General features: G+C 69.3%; 22 protein-coding genes and 1 tRNA gene. 14 read left to right on the top strand and 9 right to left on the bottom strand.

Features of this window, described 5'->3' with window-relative positions; translation table 11 throughout:
* Positions 1-4: 4 nt before the first annotated feature.
* Genes OG965_RS20280 through OG965_RS20270 form a run of 3 tightly spaced genes read right to left on the bottom strand, consistent with a single transcriptional unit; the run spans position 5 to position 3362 of the window.
* A complete protein-coding gene (locus tag OG965_RS20280) occupies positions 5-859 on the bottom strand; it encodes a GAF and ANTAR domain-containing protein (protein ID WP_371653501.1) in 855 nt (284 codons plus the stop codon).
* A 23-nt stretch (positions 860-882) separates the two neighbouring features.
* Positions 883-2748, bottom strand: coding sequence for a CheR family methyltransferase (locus tag OG965_RS20275; RefSeq protein WP_371653500.1), 1866 nt, complete (start codon positions 2746-2748; stop codon positions 883-885).
* Positions 2749-2762: 14 nt separating this feature from the next.
* Positions 2763-3362 (bottom strand): chemotaxis protein CheB, encoded by a 600-nt coding sequence (locus tag OG965_RS20270; RefSeq protein WP_371653499.1) that lies wholly within the window; start codon positions 3360-3362, stop codon positions 2763-2765.
* Positions 3363-3688: 326 nt separating this feature from the next.
* On the opposite strand from OG965_RS20270, the gene OG965_RS20265 reads away from it, so the two are divergent.
* Positions 3689-4060: an STAS domain-containing protein gene (locus tag OG965_RS20265; protein WP_371653498.1), complete on the top strand. Its 372-nt coding sequence runs from the start codon at positions 3689-3691 to the stop codon at positions 4058-4060.
* Between the two features lie 722 nt (positions 4061-4782).
* On the opposite strand, the gene OG965_RS20260 is transcribed toward OG965_RS20265, so the two are convergent.
* The 3 genes from OG965_RS20260 to OG965_RS20250 all read right to left on the bottom strand — a co-directional run bounded on the left by OG965_RS20260 (position 4783) and on the right by OG965_RS20250 (position 7000).
* Positions 4783-5106 carry a hypothetical protein gene (locus OG965_RS20260; protein WP_371653497.1) on the bottom strand — a complete coding sequence of 108 codons (324 nt, stop codon included), beginning with the start codon at positions 5104-5106 and terminating at the stop codon, positions 4783-4785.
* Between the two features lie 335 nt (positions 5107-5441).
* Positions 5442-6683 (bottom strand): helix-turn-helix domain-containing protein, encoded by a 1242-nt coding sequence (locus OG965_RS20255; RefSeq protein WP_371653496.1) that lies wholly within the window; start codon positions 6681-6683, stop codon positions 5442-5444.
* A complete protein-coding gene (locus OG965_RS20250; RefSeq protein WP_371653495.1) occupies positions 6680-7000 on the bottom strand; it encodes a putative quinol monooxygenase in 321 nt (106 codons plus the stop codon). The genes OG965_RS20255 and OG965_RS20250 overlap by 4 nt, the downstream gene beginning before the upstream one ends.
* Positions 7001-7161: 161 nt before the next feature.
* Here OG965_RS20250 and OG965_RS20245 point away from each other — a divergent pair, with 161 nt between their 5' ends.
* The 11 genes from OG965_RS20245 to xerC all read left to right on the top strand — a co-directional run bounded on the left by OG965_RS20245 (position 7162) and on the right by xerC (position 13633).
* Positions 7162-7518 (top strand): hypothetical protein, encoded by a 357-nt coding sequence (locus tag OG965_RS20245; RefSeq protein WP_371653494.1) that lies wholly within the window; start codon positions 7162-7164, stop codon positions 7516-7518.
* 83 nt (positions 7519-7601) lie between these two features.
* Positions 7602-8876, top strand: a complete 1275-nt coding sequence (locus tag OG965_RS20240; RefSeq protein ID WP_371657003.1) for an FtsK/SpoIIIE domain-containing protein — start codon at positions 7602-7604, stop codon at positions 8874-8876.
* A gap of 85 nt (positions 8877-8961) precedes the next feature.
* A complete protein-coding gene (locus tag OG965_RS20235; protein ID WP_371653493.1) occupies positions 8962-9135 on the top strand; it encodes a hypothetical protein in 174 nt (57 codons plus the stop codon).
* A gap of 76 nt (positions 9136-9211) precedes the next feature.
* A complete protein-coding gene (locus OG965_RS20230) occupies positions 9212-9856 on the top strand; it encodes a DUF2637 domain-containing protein (protein WP_371653492.1) in 645 nt (214 codons plus the stop codon).
* 21 nt (positions 9857-9877) lie between these two features.
* The gene (locus OG965_RS20225; RefSeq protein ID WP_371653491.1) at positions 9878-10072 is read left to right on the top strand and encodes a mobile element transfer protein; all 195 of its coding nucleotides are present in this window, start codon (positions 9878-9880) and stop codon (positions 10070-10072) included.
* Between the two features lie 16 nt (positions 10073-10088).
* Positions 10089-10244, top strand: coding sequence for a hypothetical protein (locus OG965_RS20220; protein WP_371653490.1), 156 nt, complete (start codon positions 10089-10091; stop codon positions 10242-10244).
* A gap of 22 nt (positions 10245-10266) precedes the next feature.
* The gene (locus OG965_RS20215; RefSeq protein ID WP_371653489.1) at positions 10267-10572 is read left to right on the top strand and encodes a SpdD-like protein; all 306 of its coding nucleotides are present in this window, start codon (positions 10267-10269) and stop codon (positions 10570-10572) included.
* Positions 10573-10657: 85 nt separating this feature from the next.
* On the top strand, positions 10658-10828 hold the full coding sequence (locus tag OG965_RS20210; protein WP_371653488.1) for a hypothetical protein: 171 nt from the start codon (positions 10658-10660) through the stop codon (positions 10826-10828).
* A 5-nt stretch (positions 10829-10833) separates the two neighbouring features.
* On the top strand, positions 10834-12246 hold the full coding sequence (repSA, locus tag OG965_RS20205; RefSeq protein WP_371657002.1) for a replication initiator protein RepSA: 1413 nt from the start codon (positions 10834-10836) through the stop codon (positions 12244-12246).
* On the top strand, positions 12243-12431 hold the full coding sequence (locus tag OG965_RS20200) for a helix-turn-helix domain-containing protein (RefSeq protein WP_371653487.1): 189 nt from the start codon (positions 12243-12245) through the stop codon (positions 12429-12431). The genes repSA and OG965_RS20200 overlap by 4 nt, the downstream gene beginning before the upstream one ends.
* The gene (gene xerC, locus OG965_RS20195) at positions 12431-13633 is read left to right on the top strand and encodes a tyrosine recombinase XerC (protein WP_371653486.1); all 1203 of its coding nucleotides are present in this window, start codon (positions 12431-12433) and stop codon (positions 13631-13633) included. The genes OG965_RS20200 and xerC overlap by 1 nt, the downstream gene beginning before the upstream one ends.
* A 77-nt stretch (positions 13634-13710) precedes the next feature.
* Here the strand turns inward: xerC and OG965_RS20190 are convergent.
* Positions 13711-13784: transfer RNA gene (locus tag OG965_RS20190), tRNA-Pro, on the bottom strand.
* 78 nt (positions 13785-13862) lie between these two features.
* Complete coding sequence (locus OG965_RS20185; RefSeq protein ID WP_371653485.1) at positions 13863-14804, bottom strand: metallophosphoesterase; 942 nt, start codon at positions 14802-14804, stop codon at positions 13863-13865.
* Between the two features lie 157 nt (positions 14805-14961).
* Between OG965_RS20185 and OG965_RS20180 the strand changes: the two genes are divergently transcribed.
* A complete protein-coding gene (locus OG965_RS20180; RefSeq protein ID WP_371653484.1) occupies positions 14962-15426 on the top strand; it encodes a GatB/YqeY domain-containing protein in 465 nt (154 codons plus the stop codon).
* 66 nt (positions 15427-15492) lie between these two features.
* Here OG965_RS20180 and OG965_RS20175 read toward each other — a convergent pair whose 3' ends face one another.
* Positions 15493-17751, bottom strand: coding sequence for a transglycosylase domain-containing protein (locus tag OG965_RS20175; protein WP_371653483.1), 2259 nt, complete (start codon positions 17749-17751; stop codon positions 15493-15495).
* Positions 17752-18156: 405 nt separating this feature from the next.
* On the opposite strand from OG965_RS20175, the gene OG965_RS20170 reads away from it, so the two are divergent.
* Positions 18157-18522, top strand: coding sequence for a WhiB family transcriptional regulator (locus OG965_RS20170; protein WP_371653482.1), 366 nt, complete (start codon positions 18157-18159; stop codon positions 18520-18522).
* The last annotated feature ends 11 nt before the right edge of the window (positions 18523-18533 follow it).

The raw sequence follows: 18533 nt of genomic DNA, 5'->3' as shown, positions 1-18533 counted from the left end.
TTCCTCAGATGAGTTTCCGGTCTCCGTGCACGACTTGCCGGGCGATGGTGTCGGGGGATACGTCCTCCGCGAACGCCCGGGCTTTGATGAGTGCCAGCGCGTCCGCGACGGAGCAGCCGACCTGTGCGGACACCATGCCGGCCGCCTGATGCACGGTGGCTCGCATGTCGGTTCCGCCGTAGAGGTCAGGGTCGGCGTCGGGGTCCAGCAGCACGATGCGGATGAGGGCCTCGGCGACCTCGGCGAGACGGGCGGGTCTCGCCTCCGCGGGCCGCGGGTCGAAAGCCGTCAGCGACCCGATGCAGTTGTCCTGCGTCTGCAGCGGTACGGCGGCCACCGAGGCGATGCCCAGCGAGACCAGGGAAGGCCCGTACCCCGGCCAGCGCGCCTCGATCTCGGGCCCGGACACATGCACCGGGCGGTGTCCCGCCGCCGCGTCCTGGCCCGGACCCTCGCCGAGAACGTACTCCAGGTCCTGAGCCGCACGGGACAGCCGGTCGGACGCGGCGACCGCGAGCTGGTTCTGCCCGGTGTCGAGCAGCGCGATCGCCGCGCTGCCGGTACCGCACGCCTCGGCGACCACCGTCATGAACTGCGGCCGGGGGCCCTGCCCTCCGGCCCAGACCGTGGCGCGGAGGGCGAAGCTGTCCTGGAGGCGGGCCGAGGCGCGATGGCACTCGGCGGTTCTGCGCTGCGTTCTTGCGATCTGGGTGTGGAACTCCCGGCCGGGTTTGGCCGCCAGTAGTTCGTGCCGCTCGGCGGCCGCCTCCGCCCGGTCCGCCCGGTCACGGGCCAGCGCGGCGCGTCGCTGTGCCATTGCTGCCAGATCGAGGTCCTCCATACGCCCCTGCGGGTCCATGAGTCCGAGGCTACGCCGCGGGGTCAGTCGGAGGAATCGCTTCGGCTCTCTTCCATCATCAGGACGACGCCGCCGTGGTTCCCGCCGAACGGGGAGAAGAACACGTCGCAGGTGATGGGCCGGCCGATGCGGCTCAGGGCCTCCACACCGATCGGTCCGGAGCGCCGGCGGGTTTCCATGCACCGTTCCACGACGGACCGCAGCTCCTTGGTGGGCAGTCCGAAGTCCAGGTCGAAGAAGGCCTGGTCCAGCACCTCGTCGGCGCGCAGCCCCCACAGGTCGACGGCGCCCCGGTTCCAGCTCTTGACCTTCAGGTCCTTGCCCAGGACCACCACGCCCGCCGCGATGCTCGTCAGAACCGCCTCCAGGAACGCTCTGGCCTCGTCCAGTTCGTCCGTGCGGATGCGCATCTCCTCGTTCATCGTCTCCAGTTCCTCGTTGCCGGACTGGAGTTCCTCGTTGGTGGTCTCCAACTCTTCGTTGGTTGACTGGAGTTCCTCGTTCGTCGTCTCCAGTTCCTCGATGCTGGACTGGAGTTCCTCGTTGGTGGTCTCCAGCTCCTCGTTGGTTGACTGGAGTTCCTCGTACGCCGTCTCCAGCTCCTCCCGGACTCTTTTGACCTCGGCCTTCAGATGCGTGGCGACGGTCACGTCGGTGAACGAGATCACGGTGGCGACGTGCAGCCCGCTGGGTCCGGAGAGCGGCTGGATGAGGATGTCGCAGTACTGGAGGTCCTCGCCCGTCCGGCGCTCGACCCGGTTGACCCGCAGGGTCCGGCGCTCGTGCATGGACTGGTCGATCAGGGAACGGAGTTCGACCGGCCGGTAGGAGACCTCCAGGTCCTGGAAGGGGCGGCCGATGTCGCCGGTGGCCAGGCTGAGCTGGATCCTGGCCTGATTGTTGATCGCTACGACGGTTCCGTCGCTGTCGAGGGCGATCAACGGGGTGGGTCCGGCGTCGAGTACCAGGTCGCGCAACTGGCGGGCGCGCGCCACCGAGTGCACCTCGGCGCCGGGGGACGTCCTGATCTTCAAGGGGGCCGGATGGTAGGTCGGTCCTTTGCTGCCGGCCCGCCGCTGGAAGACACGCTGACGCATGTTCACCACTTCGAACCGCTCGCTGTCGTTCAGCAGCATCTCGGCCTTGCCGAGGAAGAGGAAGCCGCTGGGGCGCAGGGCGAAATGGAAACGGTCGACGATCTGCGTCTGGGCCTCGACATTGAAGTACATCAACGTGTTCCGGCACACGAGCAGGTCGAGCCGGGAGATCGGGGCGTCACGGGTGATGTCGTGCCGCCCGAAGATCACCCGACGTCGCAGGTCGGGGCGGAAGCTGAACTGCGCGCTGTTCTGCTCGAAGTACTTCTCCCGCATCTCCGCGGAGAGCGGTTCCAGCGACTTCGGCGTGTACAGCCCGGAACGGGCTTCGCGCAGCGCTTCCTCGTCGACGTCCGTGGCGTAGATCTTGACGCGGCGCCGGCACTCCTCGATGCCGAGCGCCTCCGAGAACATCATGATCATGGAGTACGCCTCCTCGCCGCTGGAGCAGCCCGCGCTCCACACCCTGATCTCCTGCTCCGGATCGAGGGTGGTGAGCAGCTCGGGAACGACCTCGTGCTGGAGGAGGGCCCACGCCTCCGGGTCGCGGTAGAAGGAGGTGACATTGATCAGGATCGTGTTGAAGAGGGCGCTGAACTCGTCCGTGTCGGTCTCCAGGAGATCCTGGTAGTCCGGGTACGAGCGGGTGCCGACGTCCGTCATCCGCTTGCGGATGCGCCGGGCCAGCGTCGAGCGCTTGTAGCCCGTGAAGTCGAAACCGCGGGCTTCCCGGATGAAGACGAGCAGTTCCTCCAGCGCTTCGTTGCCTTCGGCGTCCCGCGGTTCGCCCATCACTGCCTCTCGGCTCACTGCCTCTCGGCTTCGACAAGTCCGCGTACGACCGCGGCGATCTCCTCAAGAGGTAGCACGAAGTCCACCGCTCCCGTGTCCACGGCCGACTGAGGCATCCCCGTGAACTCCGCGGTCCGCGGATCCTGGGCGATGACCGTACCGCCGCGCGACTTTACGGCGTCGACCCCGGTGGCCCCGTCCTGGCCGGTCCCGGTGAGCACGCAGGCGATCGCCTCCGGCCCGTAGGCACCGGCGACCGATTCGAAGAGAAGGTCGGCGGACGGGCGTACGAAGTGGACGAGCTCGGCGTTGGACAGGCTCAGGACGCCGTCGGCGCCGATGAGGAGGTGCCGGCCGGGAGGGGCGATGTAGACGGTGCCGGGGCGCACGTGCTCGTCCGCCTCCGCGAGCTTGACGTGCAGCGCGGTCCGGCGGGCGAGGACCTGGGCGAGCACCGTGCGGTGTCGGGGGTCGAGGTGCTGGACCACCAGCACCGGCACCGGTAGGTCGGGGCCCAGCTCCCCGAGCACCGTGCTCAGTGCTTGGATGCCGCCCGCGGACGATGCGATGGCGAGGAGGCTGAAACGATCTGCGGGTGGCCTGTCGCGCGTCACATCTTGAGCGTAGCGGAACGGGACCGGCCGGTGAGGAGCTGAAACGGGCGACCGGCGCCCAGGCTTACGGTCGGCATTTTCCGGAGTGACTGCCTGGTCTGATGGCACCCTTTGGGCTCCTCATCAAGGTCATCCGCAAAAATACACCCGAATGACGGAACGCCTCCGAGGTGAAGCGTTTCTGTTCGAAGGGGTGGCCTGTTCCTGACCTGGGGCGGCCTAGAGTCGCCCCTGTCGTCACCCGTGCTCCCGGTGGCCGTGGAACTCCATTGCCGCCCGCTTCGCCATCGAGGCGGGCCTCTCGCGAAACCCATGGAGATGGCGCGATGTCCCGGGAGCCCCTTTCCTCTGCCCAGCAGATCCGTATCTACGAGACGGAAGGGCGAACCGTCGTCCAACTGCTCGGTGAGATCGACATAGCCGTCGTCCTCCGTGTCACCGCCGAGCTGGACACGGTCACAGGCCGCCCGAACTCCGACGTCGTGGTCGATCTCGGCCCCGTCGAGTTCCTGGACTGCTGCGGGCTGGGGCTGCTGTGCCGTGCACGGCGACGCGTCGAGGAACGGGGCGGACGCCTGACGCTCGCCGGCCCCCGCCCCGGCATCCGCAGGCTGCTCAGGATCGTGCGGCTCGACCGGGTCTTCGCCGTGACGGGCACCCTGGACGAGGCGCTCGGCAGCCGTACGTCCGTGAACTGAGGCCGGATGTGCGCGGAGAGCCGGGTTCCCGCCGGACAGGCCGAATCGTGGGCTGTTGCCTTCCGCGCAACTCGCCCTAGGCTGCTGGGCAAGAGACTCAGTCCTCATCGAGGCAGCAGTACTGGCCTGTGCAGTGGGCCGTCTCCGACCCCGTGTCCCCGGGTCGGGAGAGACACATCCGTCAAGTGGCCGCAGCCCCTGTCCCGCGAGGGACGTGAACGGACTCCGGCCCACGTCCTCCCGGTCTGTTCGAGTTGGGGCCACACTCCCGCGATGCCCCAATGGCTGCGAGGACGATCCGCGCGCGCGGATCCCGTGACAAGGGGGGCACCTCCGCGCGCAGGCGGCCGTCGCCAACGCACGGCGACGGCCGCCTTCTTCTCGCCGCTCTTGTTGAAGCTCTCGGGCGGCGGGTGGCCCCACAGGAGAGCCGGCTTCCCCAGCCGGCGCCCCCGTGGGACCCCCGGAAACCACTCAGGGCCTGACCCGCTAAGCGGATCAGGCCCTGACCTGGTGTTACAGCTGTCGGGGTGGCGGGATTTGAACCCACGACCTCTTCGTCCCGAAGCAACTGGGACAGGGGATCAACCTGCGGCCGGAATGGCTTTCACCTGCACTGACGGTTCGCTGACGTCCACGGTTGTTCGCTGCTGTGCGTCGGCGTTGTCACGCAGTTAGACACTCACCTCGTGCGGCCTGGTGGGTGGTCCGTGGCGCTGGGCTCAGCCCGTCACTACTTGGCCCGTCAGAATTTCGAAGATCAGCGCTCCGATGCTGCCCTCACTGAGACCAGCGACTACCGAGCGAACCGAACCCCACCAGCCCCGGGAACGGGCCTTCTTTTCCTTGTCCATCTTGCCTCCCTTTGCCTGCTTCGCTGTCGATGCGACCTGGTGCGAGGGGAGACGGCAGACGAACGCGACGAACACCAGCAGTGCGGAACCCAGCAATGCCGGGCTCAGCTCAGCGACAGGATCAGTTTGCCACCGGCGTGAGGTCGGCGGAGCGGCTTTGGCCGGTGTCCTGCCCGGTTTGGGGTTGAGCATGATCAGGGGGCCATACGCTTGCCAGCGACTCGGGCAGCCTTGGCCTGCCCGCTGATGTGTCCGAGTGGCCCCCTGGTCTTGCTCAACGCGGGACCCGAACCGGGGAGGTGGGTAAAGCCGTGGAGCCGACCGCCCCAGCCACGGCGGGGTTCTCCCACTTCTGCCCGCAGTCGCCAGCGCGCCGCTTGGCGCGGGCCGCCGCTGGCGGAGACAGGGCGAGCGGTCCGCGCCGAAGAGCGGCGCGCCCGCGCCGTGCGCGGGCCTTGATGAAGTAGGGAAAGTTCTATCGCGCCGGGCTCAGGCCGAACCGGTCCGGCGCCGTGTCCTTCCCACACTCATCCGAGAGCATCCGTACGGTCGGCCAGCGCCCGCAGATCGTCCGAGGCGGCCCGGCCCGCGACCAGCATCAGTTCGCGGGTGACCTCGCGCGCCGCGATGTGCGTGTGGATCATCTCGGGTGCCAACTCCTCGGCCCTGAGCAGACAGTCGAGCGCGTCCCCGAAGTGGCGGCGCTGGGTGTGCGCGCGTCCGAGATCAAGCAGTAGGCGGGCCTGCCGCTCGATGGACAACGCGCTCGCATCTAGCCCTTTGGCGATGTCGAGGGCCTCGCCCGCGTCGCCCAAGTCCACCGCAGTGGACACGGCCTGGATCTCGACGTTCGTCGGCCCGAACTCCAAGTTGAAGTCGTTCCGGTCCTCGCCGAGCTGGCGCGCCACTGCGCGAGCCGCCTCGATCTGCTTGCGTGCCGCTCCACGTTCGCCGGACCGGGCGTGAACCAGCGCCAGCATCAGGTGCAGGGAGCCGAGCACGGACAAGTGCGGGGGAGTGGGCTCGTGGTGCTCCACATCGCGCTGGAGGGCGTTCACCGCCGACGTGGCGGCGTGCTCCGCCTGGTCCAGATGCTTCAGCCGGACAAAGGCGTGGGCGAGTCGGTAGATCCCAGCAAAGACCCCGAGCGGGTCGCCGGACAGCTCCGCTTCGCGGATGGCTCGGTCGGCCGCGACCCACGCCGCGTCCGCCTCGTTCTGCCGGACGAACGCCGCTGCGAGAGCCTGGTACGTCCGGGCCAGCAACGAGTGCAGCTCGGCTCGGTACTCCTCGGGCGCCGTTCGGGCCGCACGCTCCAGCCGGGGGATCAACGGCCCCAGGGACGCGCTCAACTCGGCGAACTGGTCGGTGTGGGTCAGATCCCAGATGCGCTCGGCAGCGGACCGCAGGTCGGTCAGAGTGCTTGGCCGGAAGTCCTCGCGCGGGCTGAGGAGCACATTCAGCGCCGGATGCCCAGACAAAACCAGGCGGGCCTGGTCCAGGTCGTTGGTCTCGGTCGCCGTGGCGGCGGGCTCAGGATCTGCTGTCGGCGGAGCCTCGGGCTGGAGGACCTGGAGCGGCACGCCCAAGCCGTCGGCGAGCAGGCGCAGTACGTCGAGCCGATTGACCGGCTGGATGCCGCGTTCGACCTGGGACAGCCAACTCGCCGTACGGCCGATCGCCGCCGCCAACTCGCTCTGTGTCATGCCGCGCTGCTTGCGCAGGTCGGCGACTCGCGCACCAAAGACGCGCTGCTCCTCGGTACTCACTGCTGTGCTGCCACCTTCCCGGCGATCACGTCGAGGAAGGTCACCTCGACGCCAGCGAGGTACTGAGCCCGCTCGGCAAGGAAGTGCTTGGTGTGGGGCTGCTCTTCGTGGGCTTCGAACGCTGCGCGGTCTGCGTACAGCTCGTAGAACACACGGACCAGGGGCTCGCCCTCCGGAGCGTGGGAGACGTACGTCAACGTCCCCGGCTCGGATGTCTTGATGCCCTCCAGGGTGCTTGCGCACAGCTCGTCGAACGCTGCTGCCGCGCGCTCGTCGTGCAGCGTGAACCGCACTACCAGGCCGAATCCGTCGCTCATGCGTACTGCTCCTCTCGGTCGCAGCCAGTCTCCCAGGAACACAGACGTACTGCGAGTAGCAGAATCTCTTGACTCGCAGAAACTCTGTGAGTATGGTCGTAGTGAAGCTGCTACCTGGTGTGATCAAGGTGGCGTCCCCGCTACGAGAAGGAGACGCACTGATGCGTCAGATCCCCGTCGACACTTCCGCCGCCTCCGTGATGGTGGCCAAGCCCCCGCAGCCCAAGGTCAAGGACCGGCGTTCCGGCGAGATCGCCACCGACGCCGACACCGGCGCCACGCTGATGACCGTGGACGTGATGTTCGCGGCCAACGGCGAGGTCGAGATCCTGTCCGTCACCGTTCCGGAGCCCGGTATCACCGGCGAGCTGGTCATGGGGACCCCCGTCGGCCTCACGGGCCTGGTCGGCCGACCGTGGGAGAACGAGTTCAACGGCCAGAAGCGGCACGGCATCGCGTTCCGCGCGGTCGCCATCACGTCGCTGGTCGCGGGCGCCACGAAGCCCAAGGCGGCCTGACTGTGACCGGGTTAGTGATCGTGCTCCTGGTGGTCGTCGCCGTCGCGGGTCTTCTGCGGTGGCGGCGCCCCGCCTGGTACTGGATGACCTTCGGGGTCACCTTCGCCACGATGCGGGTCCTGGTCCGGTACGCCTCGGTCATGGATGCCTGCGGCCTGACGGTCCCGCCGTCCCGCTGGCGGCTGGCGCTGGCCCGCATGGCGAACCGCCCGGCGCCCAACTCGCGTGCTCCCCGCATCGTGCGGCTGCGGCCGACCCGGACCGGGCTCGCCCTGCGGCTCAAGCTCCGCCCCGGTCAGGACGCCTTCGACATCGCTGCGGCCACGGATCGGCTGCGTCATTCCTTCGCGATGTACGGCGTCTCCTCCCGGGAACTGCGCTCCGGTGTGGTCGAGTTGCGGATGACGGGCTACGACGTGCTCAAGCACGTCCAGATGCCCGTGGCGGCCGACCACACGCCGATGCGGGTCCCCGTCGCCCTGCGCGCGGACGGAGCCGTGCACTACCGCGACTACCGGGCCGTCCCGCACGCCCTGACGCTGGGTGCCACCGAGTCCGGGAAGTCCGTGTACCAACGCAACCTGGTGGCCGCGCTGGCCTCGCACGAGGTGGCCTTGGTCGGCATCGACTGCAAGCAGGGCGTCGAACTGTTCCCGCTGGCTCGCCGGTTCTCGGCGCTGGCCGACAACCCCGACACCGCCGCCGACCTCCTCGACGCGCTCGTGGAGCACATGGAGGGCGTCTACCAACTGATCCGTGCCGAGCAGCGGATCACGGCCGACGTGCCGGATGCGGAGATCGCTACCGACATCTGGGACTTGCCCGAGGCGCTGCGTCCGGTCCCGGTCGTGCTGCTGGTCGATGAGGTCGCCGAACTCGCTCTGTTCGCGACCAAGGAACAGGAGAAGCGCCGGGACCGGATCATCACCGCGCTGGCCCGCCTCGCCCAGCTCGGCCGGGCCGCCGGGATCTATCTGGAGATCTGCGGCCAGCGCTTCGGCTCCGAACTCGGCAAGAACATCACCATGCTGCGCGCCCAGCTCACCGGCCGCACCGCCCACCGCGTCAATGACGAGTCGTCGGCGAACATGGCCTTCGGGGACATCGCCCCGGACGCCGTCCTCGCCGCGATCAACATCCCCACGGACATGCCCGGCGTCGCTGTGGCGGGTGACTCCGCTGGCGGCTGGTCCCGTATCCGCGCCCCGCACACCTCGCTGCGACAGGCCGTGAACATCTGCAACCGGCACGCCGACCGCACCCCGGATTTGCCTGCCCTCGCCCCGTTCCGGCCCGTACTGCCGCACCTGGCCCCGGTCCCGGTTCCGCTGTCGAAGAGTGCTCCGGCCGCTGCCTGATCTTCCCCGCTCCAACGGTCGGCGCGACTGCCTCGCGCCAGGTCCCTACCCGCTCCATGCCCGAAACCGGATGGAGGCGCTAGCCATGGCCACACGCAAGATCCCCGCGCGGACGCCCAAGCCCAAGCCGTGCCGGGTGTGCAAGGGCAGCGGAGAGGTCCCGATCACGGTCCGCGTCGGCCGCAAGCGCCGGGTCGTCGGCCAGCAGAACGGCTTCTGCCTGAACTGCTTCGGCTCAGGCCACGCACCCACTAGCTGATCACCGCCGGGACCGGGCGGCTGGACCTCGCGCCCCGCCCGGCTCCGGCTCCAACCCCACGAAGGAGGTGAAGACCATGAACCGCTCAATCCGCCGCCCGGACGCCGTCCTCGTACAGGCCGTGATCGCCGGTTCGCTGTCCTTCGCCCACCTGCACGACCTGGCGTCGGCTGCCGGGCAGACCGGATGGAAAGCGTGGGCCTACCCGGTCAGCGTGGACCTGCTCCTGGTCGCCGCCTGGCGTCGGCTGCGCAACAGCGGTCCGTCGCGGCTGGCCTGGTGCTGGTTCCTGATCGCCCTCGTTGCCTCCCTCGGCGCCAACGTCGCCACCGCCGGATTCCTCGACCTGGCCAACCCGCCCGCCTGGCTCCGCTTCGGCGTCGCCGGATGGCCCGCGCTCGCCTTCCTTGGCGGCACGCTCCTGACCCACTCCCCGAACCCGACCGAGGACCGGCTGCCGGTTCCGCCGACGCCCGCAGCCCCGGCCCCCGAAGCGGTCGAGCCAGACCCCACACCTGCTGCGGCTCTGGCCGCCGACGACGCCCCGGCGCTCCCGGCTGCCCCGGCCGCAGAGGTTCCCGCTGCCCTGGTGGATCACGCCCGCAAGGTCGCCGCCGACCACCACGCCCGCACCGGCGCCCGGATCGATGCCGACACGCTGCGCGCCCGCCTCGGCGTTCCCGCGCCCATGGCGGCTGCGATCGCTGCCCAACTCACCTGACCCGGAAGGAGAACCACCGCCATGCCTGCCCGTGATCACTTCCACTCCGTGATGCGGATCGGCCCCGTGCAGATCGGCACCCACCGCGACCGCCACGGCCGTACCAAACACGCCGCCGTGTGCACCGCCGACCGGTGCGGCTGGTCCGCCGACTACTCCAGCCCCTCCGCCGCCCAGCTCGCCGCCCGTACCCACCGCTGCCGTATCACCGACTGATCGGAGACCCCGCGTCATGGACGTCCCGCTCTGGTTCGCCCTCCTGGTGGTCGGCTACCTCGGCATCAAGCTGACTCGCCCGCCCGCCTGGCTCGTCGCCGTACTGCTGCTCGGCGGCTACCTCATCGCCGACAGCGCCCTGGCCCCCGTCGTCAACACCGCCATCAAGTAGCCCGCGCCGAAAGGAGAACGACATGTTCAGCCCGAAGATCCCCACCAACCCCGCGCCCACCGGCGTGGTCACCCCGCCGGTTCCCGCCCCGGTCCCGTCGGCCCACACCCCGACGCCCGTGCCGCTGGCGTCGGCGCCGTCCCGGCCCACGGTCCAGCTCACCCCGGGCGCCGTGATCGCCCTCGTCGGCGGGGGCACCGCCGTCGTCCTGGTCGTCGGCGCGGTGCTCGTCTCCATGCTCCTGGCGGTCGCCGTTACCGCCGCCTCGGTCGCGGTGTGCGCGCTCGTGGTGCGCTCGCTCATCGCCTCCGAGACCAAGCGCCGCTGACCGGCCCCGGGCGGCCTCCACTGCCAGGTTTCCGCCGCCCGGGCCCATGTCCCACCCGATCTCTCAACCGGAAGGAACCCTCATCATGACCGACCGCACGCGTCCGGCGGCGCGGATCTGCCCCGACTGCGACGGCTTCGCCACCGTCGCCGTCACCACCGGCGGCCGCAACCGGCACGGGCACCTGCGCACCATCACCGTGTCGTGCCGGGCCTGCCACGGCACCGGTAGTCCGAAGTGGGGGCGGCGCTGGTGACCCGTCTGCCCGTGTCCCCGGCCGCTGTCGCCGATGTGGCGGCGGCCGGGGGCCTGAACCCTCTGGCCCTGGCCGACCTGCTGCGCGTCGCCGCTGAACCCGGCTTCGAGCGCTGGCAAGACCAGATCCGCCGCACCGGCGGCTGCTCCGAACCGATCCACCTCACCGGCTGGACGATCACCAAGGACCGCACCACCGGCGAGACCCTGCACCGCTACAGCACTGAGGCCGAGCCCGGCGGTCGGCTGCGGGTCGCGTGCGGCAACCGCCGCGTCTCCCGCTGCCCTTCCTGCGCCTGGACCTACGCGGGGGACACCTATCACCTGATCCGGGCCGGACTCGCCGGTGACGACCGCCGCGACGTCCCCGCCGCCGTCCGCGATCACCCCCGCGTGTTCGCCACGCTGACCGCCCCGTCCTTCGGCCCGGTCCACAACCGGCCCGACCACGGCCTGTGCCGCTGCGGCGCCCGCCACGCCGACGACGACCCGGCGCTCGGTACCGCACTCGACCCGGCGACGTACGACTACGCCGGGGCGGTGCTCTTCAACAACCACGCGGGCGACCTGTGGATGCGCTTCACCACCCGCTTACGCCGTGAGATCGCCCGCCATGCCGGACTCACCCAACGCGACTTCGCCGACGCTGCTCGACTGTCGTACGGCAAGGTCGCCGAGTTCCAGAAGCGCGGTGCGATCCACTTCCACGCCGTGATCCGGCTCGACGGACCCGGCGGCTCGGACAGCCCGCCGCCGTCCTGGGCCACTACGACGCTCCTCACCGACGCGATCCGTGCTGCCGCCTGCCACGCGTACACGAGCGTCAGCGTCCCTGAGTCCGATGACGAGCCTGCCCGTACCTTCCGGTGGGGGCGACAGCTCGACGTCCGGCCCATCACCGCCTTCGGTGACGGCTCCGACATCACCGAACAGGCCGTTGCCTCCTACGTCGCGAAGTACGCCACCAAGGCCGCCGAGAACACCGGCACCCTGGACCGCCGCATCGGCGAGCTCGCTGAACTCGACCGCCATGGCGTCCCCGACCACGCCCGTCGGCTCATCGAGGCGTGCAAGATCCTCGATCCGCTCTACCCGGACCGGCGTCTGTGGGCCTGGGCACACATGCTCGGCTTCCGGGGCCACTTCAGCTCCAAGTCCCGCCGCTACTCCACCACCCTCGGCGCCCTGCGCCAGGCCCGTGCCGACTACCGCGCCGCCCAAGAACGCGACGCCCTCGGCCTCGACGACCGAGAGTCGGACAGTGTCCTGGTCCTGGCCGACTGGCAGTACGCCGGACACGGCCACACCCCCGGCGAGTCCGTCCTCGCCGCCTCCATCGCCCGCGGCCTCCAGCTCAACCGCGAGACAGCACGCGAAGCCTTGAACGACCAACTCGCCCTGGAAGGGGGCGCGGTATGACCACTGCTGCTGGTCAGTTGCTGACCGTCCAGGAGACCATGACGCGGTTGAGGCTCGGGCGCACCAAGGTCTACGAGCTGATACGTACGAGGCGCCTTGTCTCCATTACCGAGGGCCGCGCCCGCCGTATCCCCGAAAGCTCCGTGGCGGCCTACATCAGTGCCCGCCTGGAAGAGGCAGCCTGATGACCAAGCGACGCAGCCGGGGCGACGGCGGTCTCCACTGGGACGACAAGCGCCAACGCTGGATCGCCACGGCCAGCCTCGGGTTCGACCCGAGCGGCAAGCGGATCGTGAAGCGGGCCAGTGGCGTCACCAAGACGGCAGCCAAGGCCAAGTTGAAAGAGGTGCTGCGGGACTACGAGGACGGTCTCGCGATCGCGCCCACCGGCTACACGGTCAAGGACGCGGTGACGGACTGGCTCACGTACGGGCTGCCTGGCCGCGACAGGGGAACGGTCGAGACGAACACGATTCTCTGCGACACCCACGTGATCCCCGCCTTGGGTGCCCGCAAGCTCAGGGACCTCAGCGCCGATGACGTGGACAGGTGGCTCGCGAACAAGGCCAAGGTGCTCAGCACGCGTTCGCTGGAAGCCATCCGCTCCTGTCTGAACCGTGCGGTCCGGCGGGCCATGGCGCGGGACAAGGTGAAGCGCAATGTCGTGGAGCTGTGCTCGGTCCCGGAGGGGCGCCCTGGTCGGCCATCCAAGTCCTTCACGCTGAAGCAGGCGGAAGCCGTACTCACCGCCGCTGAGGACTCCCCGCTCTACGCCTACTTCGTGGTCTCGCTCCTCACCGGCGGGCGTACCGAAGAGATGCGTCCTCTCCGTTGGGATCACGTTGATCTGGACGGAGACCCGACCGCTAGCCCGGAGATCCCCCCGCACATCGCCGTGTGGCGCTCGGTCCGCAGGTCCGGCGACACGAAGACCAGGAAGTCCCGCCGGACGCTGGCGCTGCCCGGCCGGGCCATCGACGCGCTGAAGATCCAGCGGGAGCGTCAAGGCTGGCAGCGTGTCGCGGCCGGTGATCAGTGGCAGGAGACCGGGCTCGTCTTCACATCGGCGGTTGGTACCGAACTGGATGCTGCGAACGTCCGGCGGGAGCTCCGTAAGGTCCTCGCGCGTGCCGCGCAGATGCCCGGCATGGATATTGAGCCCCACGTGATCGAGCCGGAGAAGTGGACCACCAGGGAGACGCGCACGTCCTTCGTCTCGATCCTCTCCGACGGGGGCATCCCACTCGAAGAGATCTCCCGGCTTGTCGGCCACTCCAGCACGGCCGTGACGGAGGAGGTCTACCGGAAGCAGATCCGTCCGGTGATCCAGACCGGAGCGACGGCTATGGACGGGATCTTCGGCACGCCCCCGCCTCCGGAGCGATAGTCACGCAGTTAGACACGCAGCAACAGACAGAGGCCCTCTCCCCGAAGGGAAAGGGCCTTTGGCCTTGTACTTAGCTGTCGGGGTGGCGGGATTTGAACCCACGACCTCTTCGTCCCGAACGAAGCGCGCTGCCAAGCTGCGCTACACCCCGATGTCACCGGTTGTCGCGGCGACGTCGTTTACTTTAGCCCACCGGCGGCCGGAGACGAAATCCGGTTTCGGGGGGCCGTCAGGGGCGGGGCGTCAGGGTCAGCAGTGTCGCCTCCGGGGGGCAGGCGAAGCGGACCGGGGTGTAGCGGTTCGTGCCGCAGCCCGCCGAGACGTGCAGGTGGGCGCGGTTGCCGTTCGCCTCGTGGGTGGAGAGGCCCTTCACCCGGTCCGTGTCCAGGTCGCAGTTGGTGACCAGGGCCCCGTAGAAGGGGACGCACAGCTGGCCGCCGTGGGTGTGGCCGGCCAGGATCAGGGGGTAGCCGTCGGCGGTGAAGGCGTCGAGGGAGCGGATGTACGGGGCGTGGACCACCGCGATCGACAGGTCCGCGTCCTTCTCCGGGCCCCCCTCCACCTTCGCGTACCGGTCCCGCTTGATGTGCGGGTCGTCCAGGCCCGTGAACGCGAGCTCGAAGCCCCCCTCCAGCTTCAGCCGGCCGCGCGTGTTGCTGAGGCCGATCCAGCCCGCCGCGTCGAACGCGTCCCGGAGGTCCTCCCACGGGTTGTGGACGACGCCGACCGCGGGCGCGTTGCCGTTCAGGCCGTGCCTGCCCTGGACCTTCTCCAGCAGGTAGCGGGCCGGGTTGCGCAGCTTCGGGCCGTAGTAGTCGTTGGAGCCGAAGACGTACACCCCGGGGAAGTCCATCAGCGGGCCCAGCGCGTCCAGGACCTCCGGTACGCCCTCCGGGTCCGACAGGTTGTCGCCCGTGTTGACCACGAAGTCCGGCCGCAGCCCCGCCAGCGACTGCAGCCAGGCTTGCTTCTTGCGCTGGCCGCCGACCATGTGGATGTCCGAGACCTGGAGTACGCGCAGCGGCCGCGCGCCGCTCGGGAGCACCGGCACCGTCACCCGGCGGAGCCGGAAGGACCGGGCTTCGAAGCCGGCCGCATAGGCGATACCGGCCGCGCCGATCGCCGTGATCGCCGCCGTTGTCTTCAAAGGAATCCCGTATCGCGCGCGCATGCGTCCATCGTTGCAGACGTACGTATGCCTACGGCCTTCGCGGGTGGCTCGCCGGCCTCTCGTACGCCCCCGGCCGCGCCCCGCGCACGCCCGTCCCCGTGCTCCCGGCGCGAAAGTGGCACGCGCCCCGGGGGCGCCACCTGCCACACTGGGGCGCATGACCACGCTCAAGGCCACGCTCAAGGAACACCTCACCACCGCCATGAAGGCGCGCGACGAGATGCGCTCGTCGACGCTGCGACTGACCCTCACCGCCATCGCCAAGGAGGAGGTCGCGGGCAAGAGCGCGCGCGAGCTCTCCGACGACGAGGTGCTGCAGGTGATCGCCAAGGAGGCGAAGAAGCGGCGTGAGGCGGCCGAGGCGTTCGAGCAGGGCGGCCGGGCCGAGTCGGCCGCGAAGGAGCGGGCCGAGGGCGAGATCCTCGACGCGTACCTGCCCAAGCAGCTGTCCGACGACGAGCTGACCGCGATCGTCGGTCAGGCCGTCGAGGAGGCGAAGGCCGCGGGCGCGGCGGGGCCGCAGGCCATGGGCGCCGTGATGAAGATCGTGAAGCCGAAGGTGGCGGGGCTGGCGGACGGGGGCCGCGTCGCGGCGACCGTGAAGCGCCTCCTGGCGGGCTGACGCCCCCACGAACAGACGCGAAAGGGGCGCCCGGGTGATCCCGGGCGCCCCTTCGTCGTACCAGGCCTACGGCCAGTTCCCGCCGATCGCCCCGTCAGTCGCCCCGCCGATCACTCCCGGGGGGATGGAGATGTCGGGGTTCGGCGGGATCGTGATGCCGCCGCCCGGCTTGTTGTCGCCGGGGCGGTGCTTCTTGCCGCCCTTGCCCTTGCCCTTGGCGTTGTCGCCCGCGTCGCCCGCCGGCGGGTCCTTGGGCTGCTGCGGGTCGGGGATGTCGACCCGCACGAAGTTGGGGGCCGGCAGGCCGGAGAGGGCGCCCGTCATGGCGTCCTTCCAGATCGGTCCGGGGACCTCACCGCCGTACACCTTCTCCTTGTACACGCCGCCGATCGTGATGTTCTCCATCTCGACGCTCTGCGACGGGCTGCCGACCCACACCGCGCCCGACATGTTCGGCGTGTAGCCGACGAACCAGGCGTTCTTGCGCTGGTCGGTGGTACCGGTCTTGCCCGCGTTGTCGCGGTCCGACAGACCGGCCAGCGCACCCGTACCGGAGTCGGTCACGCCGCGCAGCAGCGTGTTGACGCTGTCCGCCGTGTTCTGGGACATCGCCTGGCTGCACGAGGACTTCGGCACCGGCAGCGCCGTGCCGTCCGGCTTCTTGATCGACTCGATGGCGACCGGGGTGCAGTACGTGCCCCGGTTGGCGAAGGCCGCGTACGCGCTCGCCATGTTCAGCGGGGAGATACCGGTGGAGCCCAGCGTCAGCGCGGACGGCACCATCGGGAGCTTCGCGCCGTTGCCCTGCACCACGTGCAGCTTGTCGGTCATCTGCGAAACCGGGCACATACCGATCTCGCCGAGCATCTGCACGAAGTACGTGTTGACGGACTTCTCCATCGCCGTCTTCAGCGGGTACGGCCCGTGCTCGGCCTCGTTCTCGTTCTCCAGGTGCTCGTCGCGGACGTTCACCCACGGCTTGCCGCCGCACGTCTGGACGGTCGCCGGGTAGTCCATCTCGTACGGCGACGGGTACTGCTGCGTCGGCGGCTTGCCGCCCTCGATCGCGGCGGCGGCCAGGAACGGCTTGAACGTCGAACCGACCGGGAAGCCGTAGTTCGAGCCGCCCATCTGCTTGTTCACCGAGAAGTTGATCTGTGTCTCGTGGTTGCCGAAGCCGTACGGCCGCGACTGGCCCATCGCCATGATCTTGCCGGTGCCGGGCTGGACCAGCGTCACGGCGGTGGCGACCTTGTCCGACTGGTAGACGTGGTCCTTGATGGACGCCTGGGTGGACTGCTGGGCCTGCGGGTCCAGGGTCGTACGGACCGTCAGACCGCCCTGGTTCCACAGCTTGGCCCGCTCCTCCTTGGTCTTGCCGAAGACCGGGTCGGAGAGGAAGACCTCGCGCACGTAGTCACAGAAGAAGCCCGCGCCGCTGACGGCCGTGATGCAGCCGTTCTTCGGCTTGGAGACCTTCAGCTTGATCGGGGCGGCCTTGGCGCGGTCCGCCTCGGCCTGCGAGACGTCCTTCATGTCGGCCATCCGCTGCAGGACCGTGTCGCGGCGCTTCTTGGCCTCCTGCGCGTCGTTGACCGGGTCGTACCGGCTCGGCGACTGGACGATGCCCGCCAGCATGGCGGCCTCCTCCAGCTTCAGGTCCTTGGCCGACTTGGAGAAGTAGCGCTTGGCGGCGGCCTCGACGCCGTACGCCTGCTGCCCGAAGAACGTGATGTTGAGGTAGTTCTCCAGGATCTTCTTCTTGCCGAGCTCCTCCTCGACCTGGATCGCGTACTTGAGCTCCTTGACCTTGCGGCCGAGCGTCTGCTGGGTGGCCTCGGCGACCTTGTCGGGGTCGTCGCCGGCCTCCTCCACGAAGACGTTCTTCACGTACTGCTGGGTGAGGGTGGACGCGCCCTGGGCGACCCCGCCCGACGTGGCGTTCTTGTTGAGCGCGCGCAGCACGCCCTTGAGGTCGATCGCGCCGTGCTCGTAGAAGCGCGAGTCCTCGATCGCGACGATCGCCTTCTGCATGTACGGCGAGATGTCCGCGAGCGGGACCACCGTGCGGTCGCGCGAGTACACCGTCGCGATCTGACCGCCCTGGGAGTCCAGGATCGAGGTGCGCTGACTCAGCGGCGGGGTCTTCAGATTGGCGGGGATCTCGTCGAACCCCTCGACCGTGCCCTTGGCCGCGAGCCCCAGCGCGCCGAACGCCGGCAGCGCGATGCCCGCGAGCACGGCTCCGGAGAGCACACTCACCCCGACGAACTTGGCGGCCTGCTGGGTCCCGGTCAGACCACCGCCCGAGCGCTTCTTTGCCATGGGGGCAGCCTACGTTCTGATTCGCCGGACACGGGTCAATGCTCTGGCCTAAGCTGCTCTCAACTGTCACAGCAGTGCGGTTGCGCATCAAGTCGATGTTTATAGCTGTTCGGCTCTCGCAAGAGGGCGGCCGTCCGGATTCGCCGCCCGTTTACGCCTCATGCGTCATCTGGCGTCCGTTGTGGCTCAACTGGAACGTCCCGCTTGGTCGGGTTCCTCACGTTTGTCCCCAGCTCACTCCGTTGGGTGATCTGCCGCGTACGCATAGTCCGTTCGGGCCATTCAAGATTGGGCCCGAAGGGGGTGTTGCGCTGTGCCCACCTTCCGTAACGTCCTCAACTGGCAGCGGTGAATATGCCTCTGCCGCCGTGGGGGAGCCTCGATTCGGGAGAGGACGGCGCCGGCATGGGCTGGGTAACCGACTGGAGTGCGCAGGCAGCCTGCCGCACTACCGATCCGGACGAACTGTTCGTACAGGGTGCGGCTCAGAACAGGGCGAAGGCGGTGTGCACCGGATGTCCGGTGCGGACCGAGTGCCTCGCGGACGCACTGGACAACCGCGTCGAATTCGGCGTGTGGGGCGGAATGACGGAACGGGAGCGCCGCGCACTGCTGCGCCGACGACCCACCGTCACGTCCTGGCGCCGTCTGCTGGAGACGGCGCGTACGGAGTACGAGCGCAGCACGGGCATCCTGCCCGTGGGCATGGACGACGAGGAGGCGTACGCCTACCGGCACGCCATGGATGAGACGTACGCGGCCGTGGGGTAAGCCCACGCACG

Source organism: Streptomyces sp. NBC_00224 (genome assembly GCF_041435195.1).
Taxonomy (GTDB): Bacteria; Actinomycetota; Actinomycetes; order Streptomycetales; family Streptomycetaceae; genus Streptomyces.
The sequence above is the reverse complement of the archived record's forward strand: the minus strand, read 5'-3'. Positions and strand labels throughout refer to the sequence as shown.

Bases quoted from the DNA above. Each gene is read 5' to 3' on its own strand.
- OG965_RS20210 (WP_371653488.1), top strand. From the start codon at position 10,658: ATGACCGACCGCACGCGTCCGGCGGCGCGGATCTGCCCCGACTGCGAC.
- OG965_RS20200 (WP_371653487.1), top strand. From the start codon at position 12,243: ATGACCACTGCTGCTGGTCAGTTGCTGACCGTCCAGGAGACCATGACG.
- OG965_RS20275 (WP_371653500.1), bottom strand. From the start codon at position 2,748: ATGGGCGAACCGCGGGACGCCGAAGGCAACGAAGCGCTGGAGGAACTG.
- OG965_RS20215 (WP_371653489.1), top strand. From the start codon at position 10,267: ATGTTCAGCCCGAAGATCCCCACCAACCCCGCGCCCACCGGCGTGGTC.
- OG965_RS20220 (WP_371653490.1), top strand. From the start codon at position 10,089: ATGGACGTCCCGCTCTGGTTCGCCCTCCTGGTGGTCGGCTACCTCGGC.
- OG965_RS20230 (WP_371653492.1), top strand. From the start codon at position 9,212: ATGAACCGCTCAATCCGCCGCCCGGACGCCGTCCTCGTACAGGCCGTG.
- OG965_RS20170 (WP_371653482.1), top strand. From the start codon at position 18,157: ATGGGCTGGGTAACCGACTGGAGTGCGCAGGCAGCCTGCCGCACTACC.
- OG965_RS20245 (WP_371653494.1), top strand. From the start codon at position 7,162: ATGCGTCAGATCCCCGTCGACACTTCCGCCGCCTCCGTGATGGTGGCC.
- OG965_RS20225 (WP_371653491.1), top strand. From the start codon at position 9,878: ATGCCTGCCCGTGATCACTTCCACTCCGTGATGCGGATCGGCCCCGTG.
- OG965_RS20185 (WP_371653485.1), bottom strand. From the start codon at position 14,804: ATGCGCGCGCGATACGGGATTCCTTTGAAGACAACGGCGGCGATCACG.
- OG965_RS20240 (WP_371657003.1), top strand. From the start codon at position 7,602: ATGACCTTCGGGGTCACCTTCGCCACGATGCGGGTCCTGGTCCGGTAC.
- OG965_RS20260 (WP_371653497.1), bottom strand. From the start codon at position 5,106: ATGCTCAACCCCAAACCGGGCAGGACACCGGCCAAAGCCGCTCCGCCG.
- OG965_RS20280 (WP_371653501.1), bottom strand. From the start codon at position 859: ATGGACCCGCAGGGGCGTATGGAGGACCTCGATCTGGCAGCAATGGCA.
- xerC (WP_371653486.1), top strand. From the start codon at position 12,431: ATGACCAAGCGACGCAGCCGGGGCGACGGCGGTCTCCACTGGGACGAC.
- OG965_RS20180 (WP_371653484.1), top strand. From the start codon at position 14,962: ATGACCACGCTCAAGGCCACGCTCAAGGAACACCTCACCACCGCCATG.
- OG965_RS20250 (WP_371653495.1), bottom strand. From the start codon at position 7,000: ATGAGCGACGGATTCGGCCTGGTAGTGCGGTTCACGCTGCACGACGAG.
- OG965_RS20175 (WP_371653483.1), bottom strand. From the start codon at position 17,751: ATGGCAAAGAAGCGCTCGGGCGGTGGTCTGACCGGGACCCAGCAGGCC.
- OG965_RS20235 (WP_371653493.1), top strand. From the start codon at position 8,962: ATGGCCACACGCAAGATCCCCGCGCGGACGCCCAAGCCCAAGCCGTGC.
- OG965_RS20265 (WP_371653498.1), top strand. From the start codon at position 3,689: ATGTCCCGGGAGCCCCTTTCCTCTGCCCAGCAGATCCGTATCTACGAG.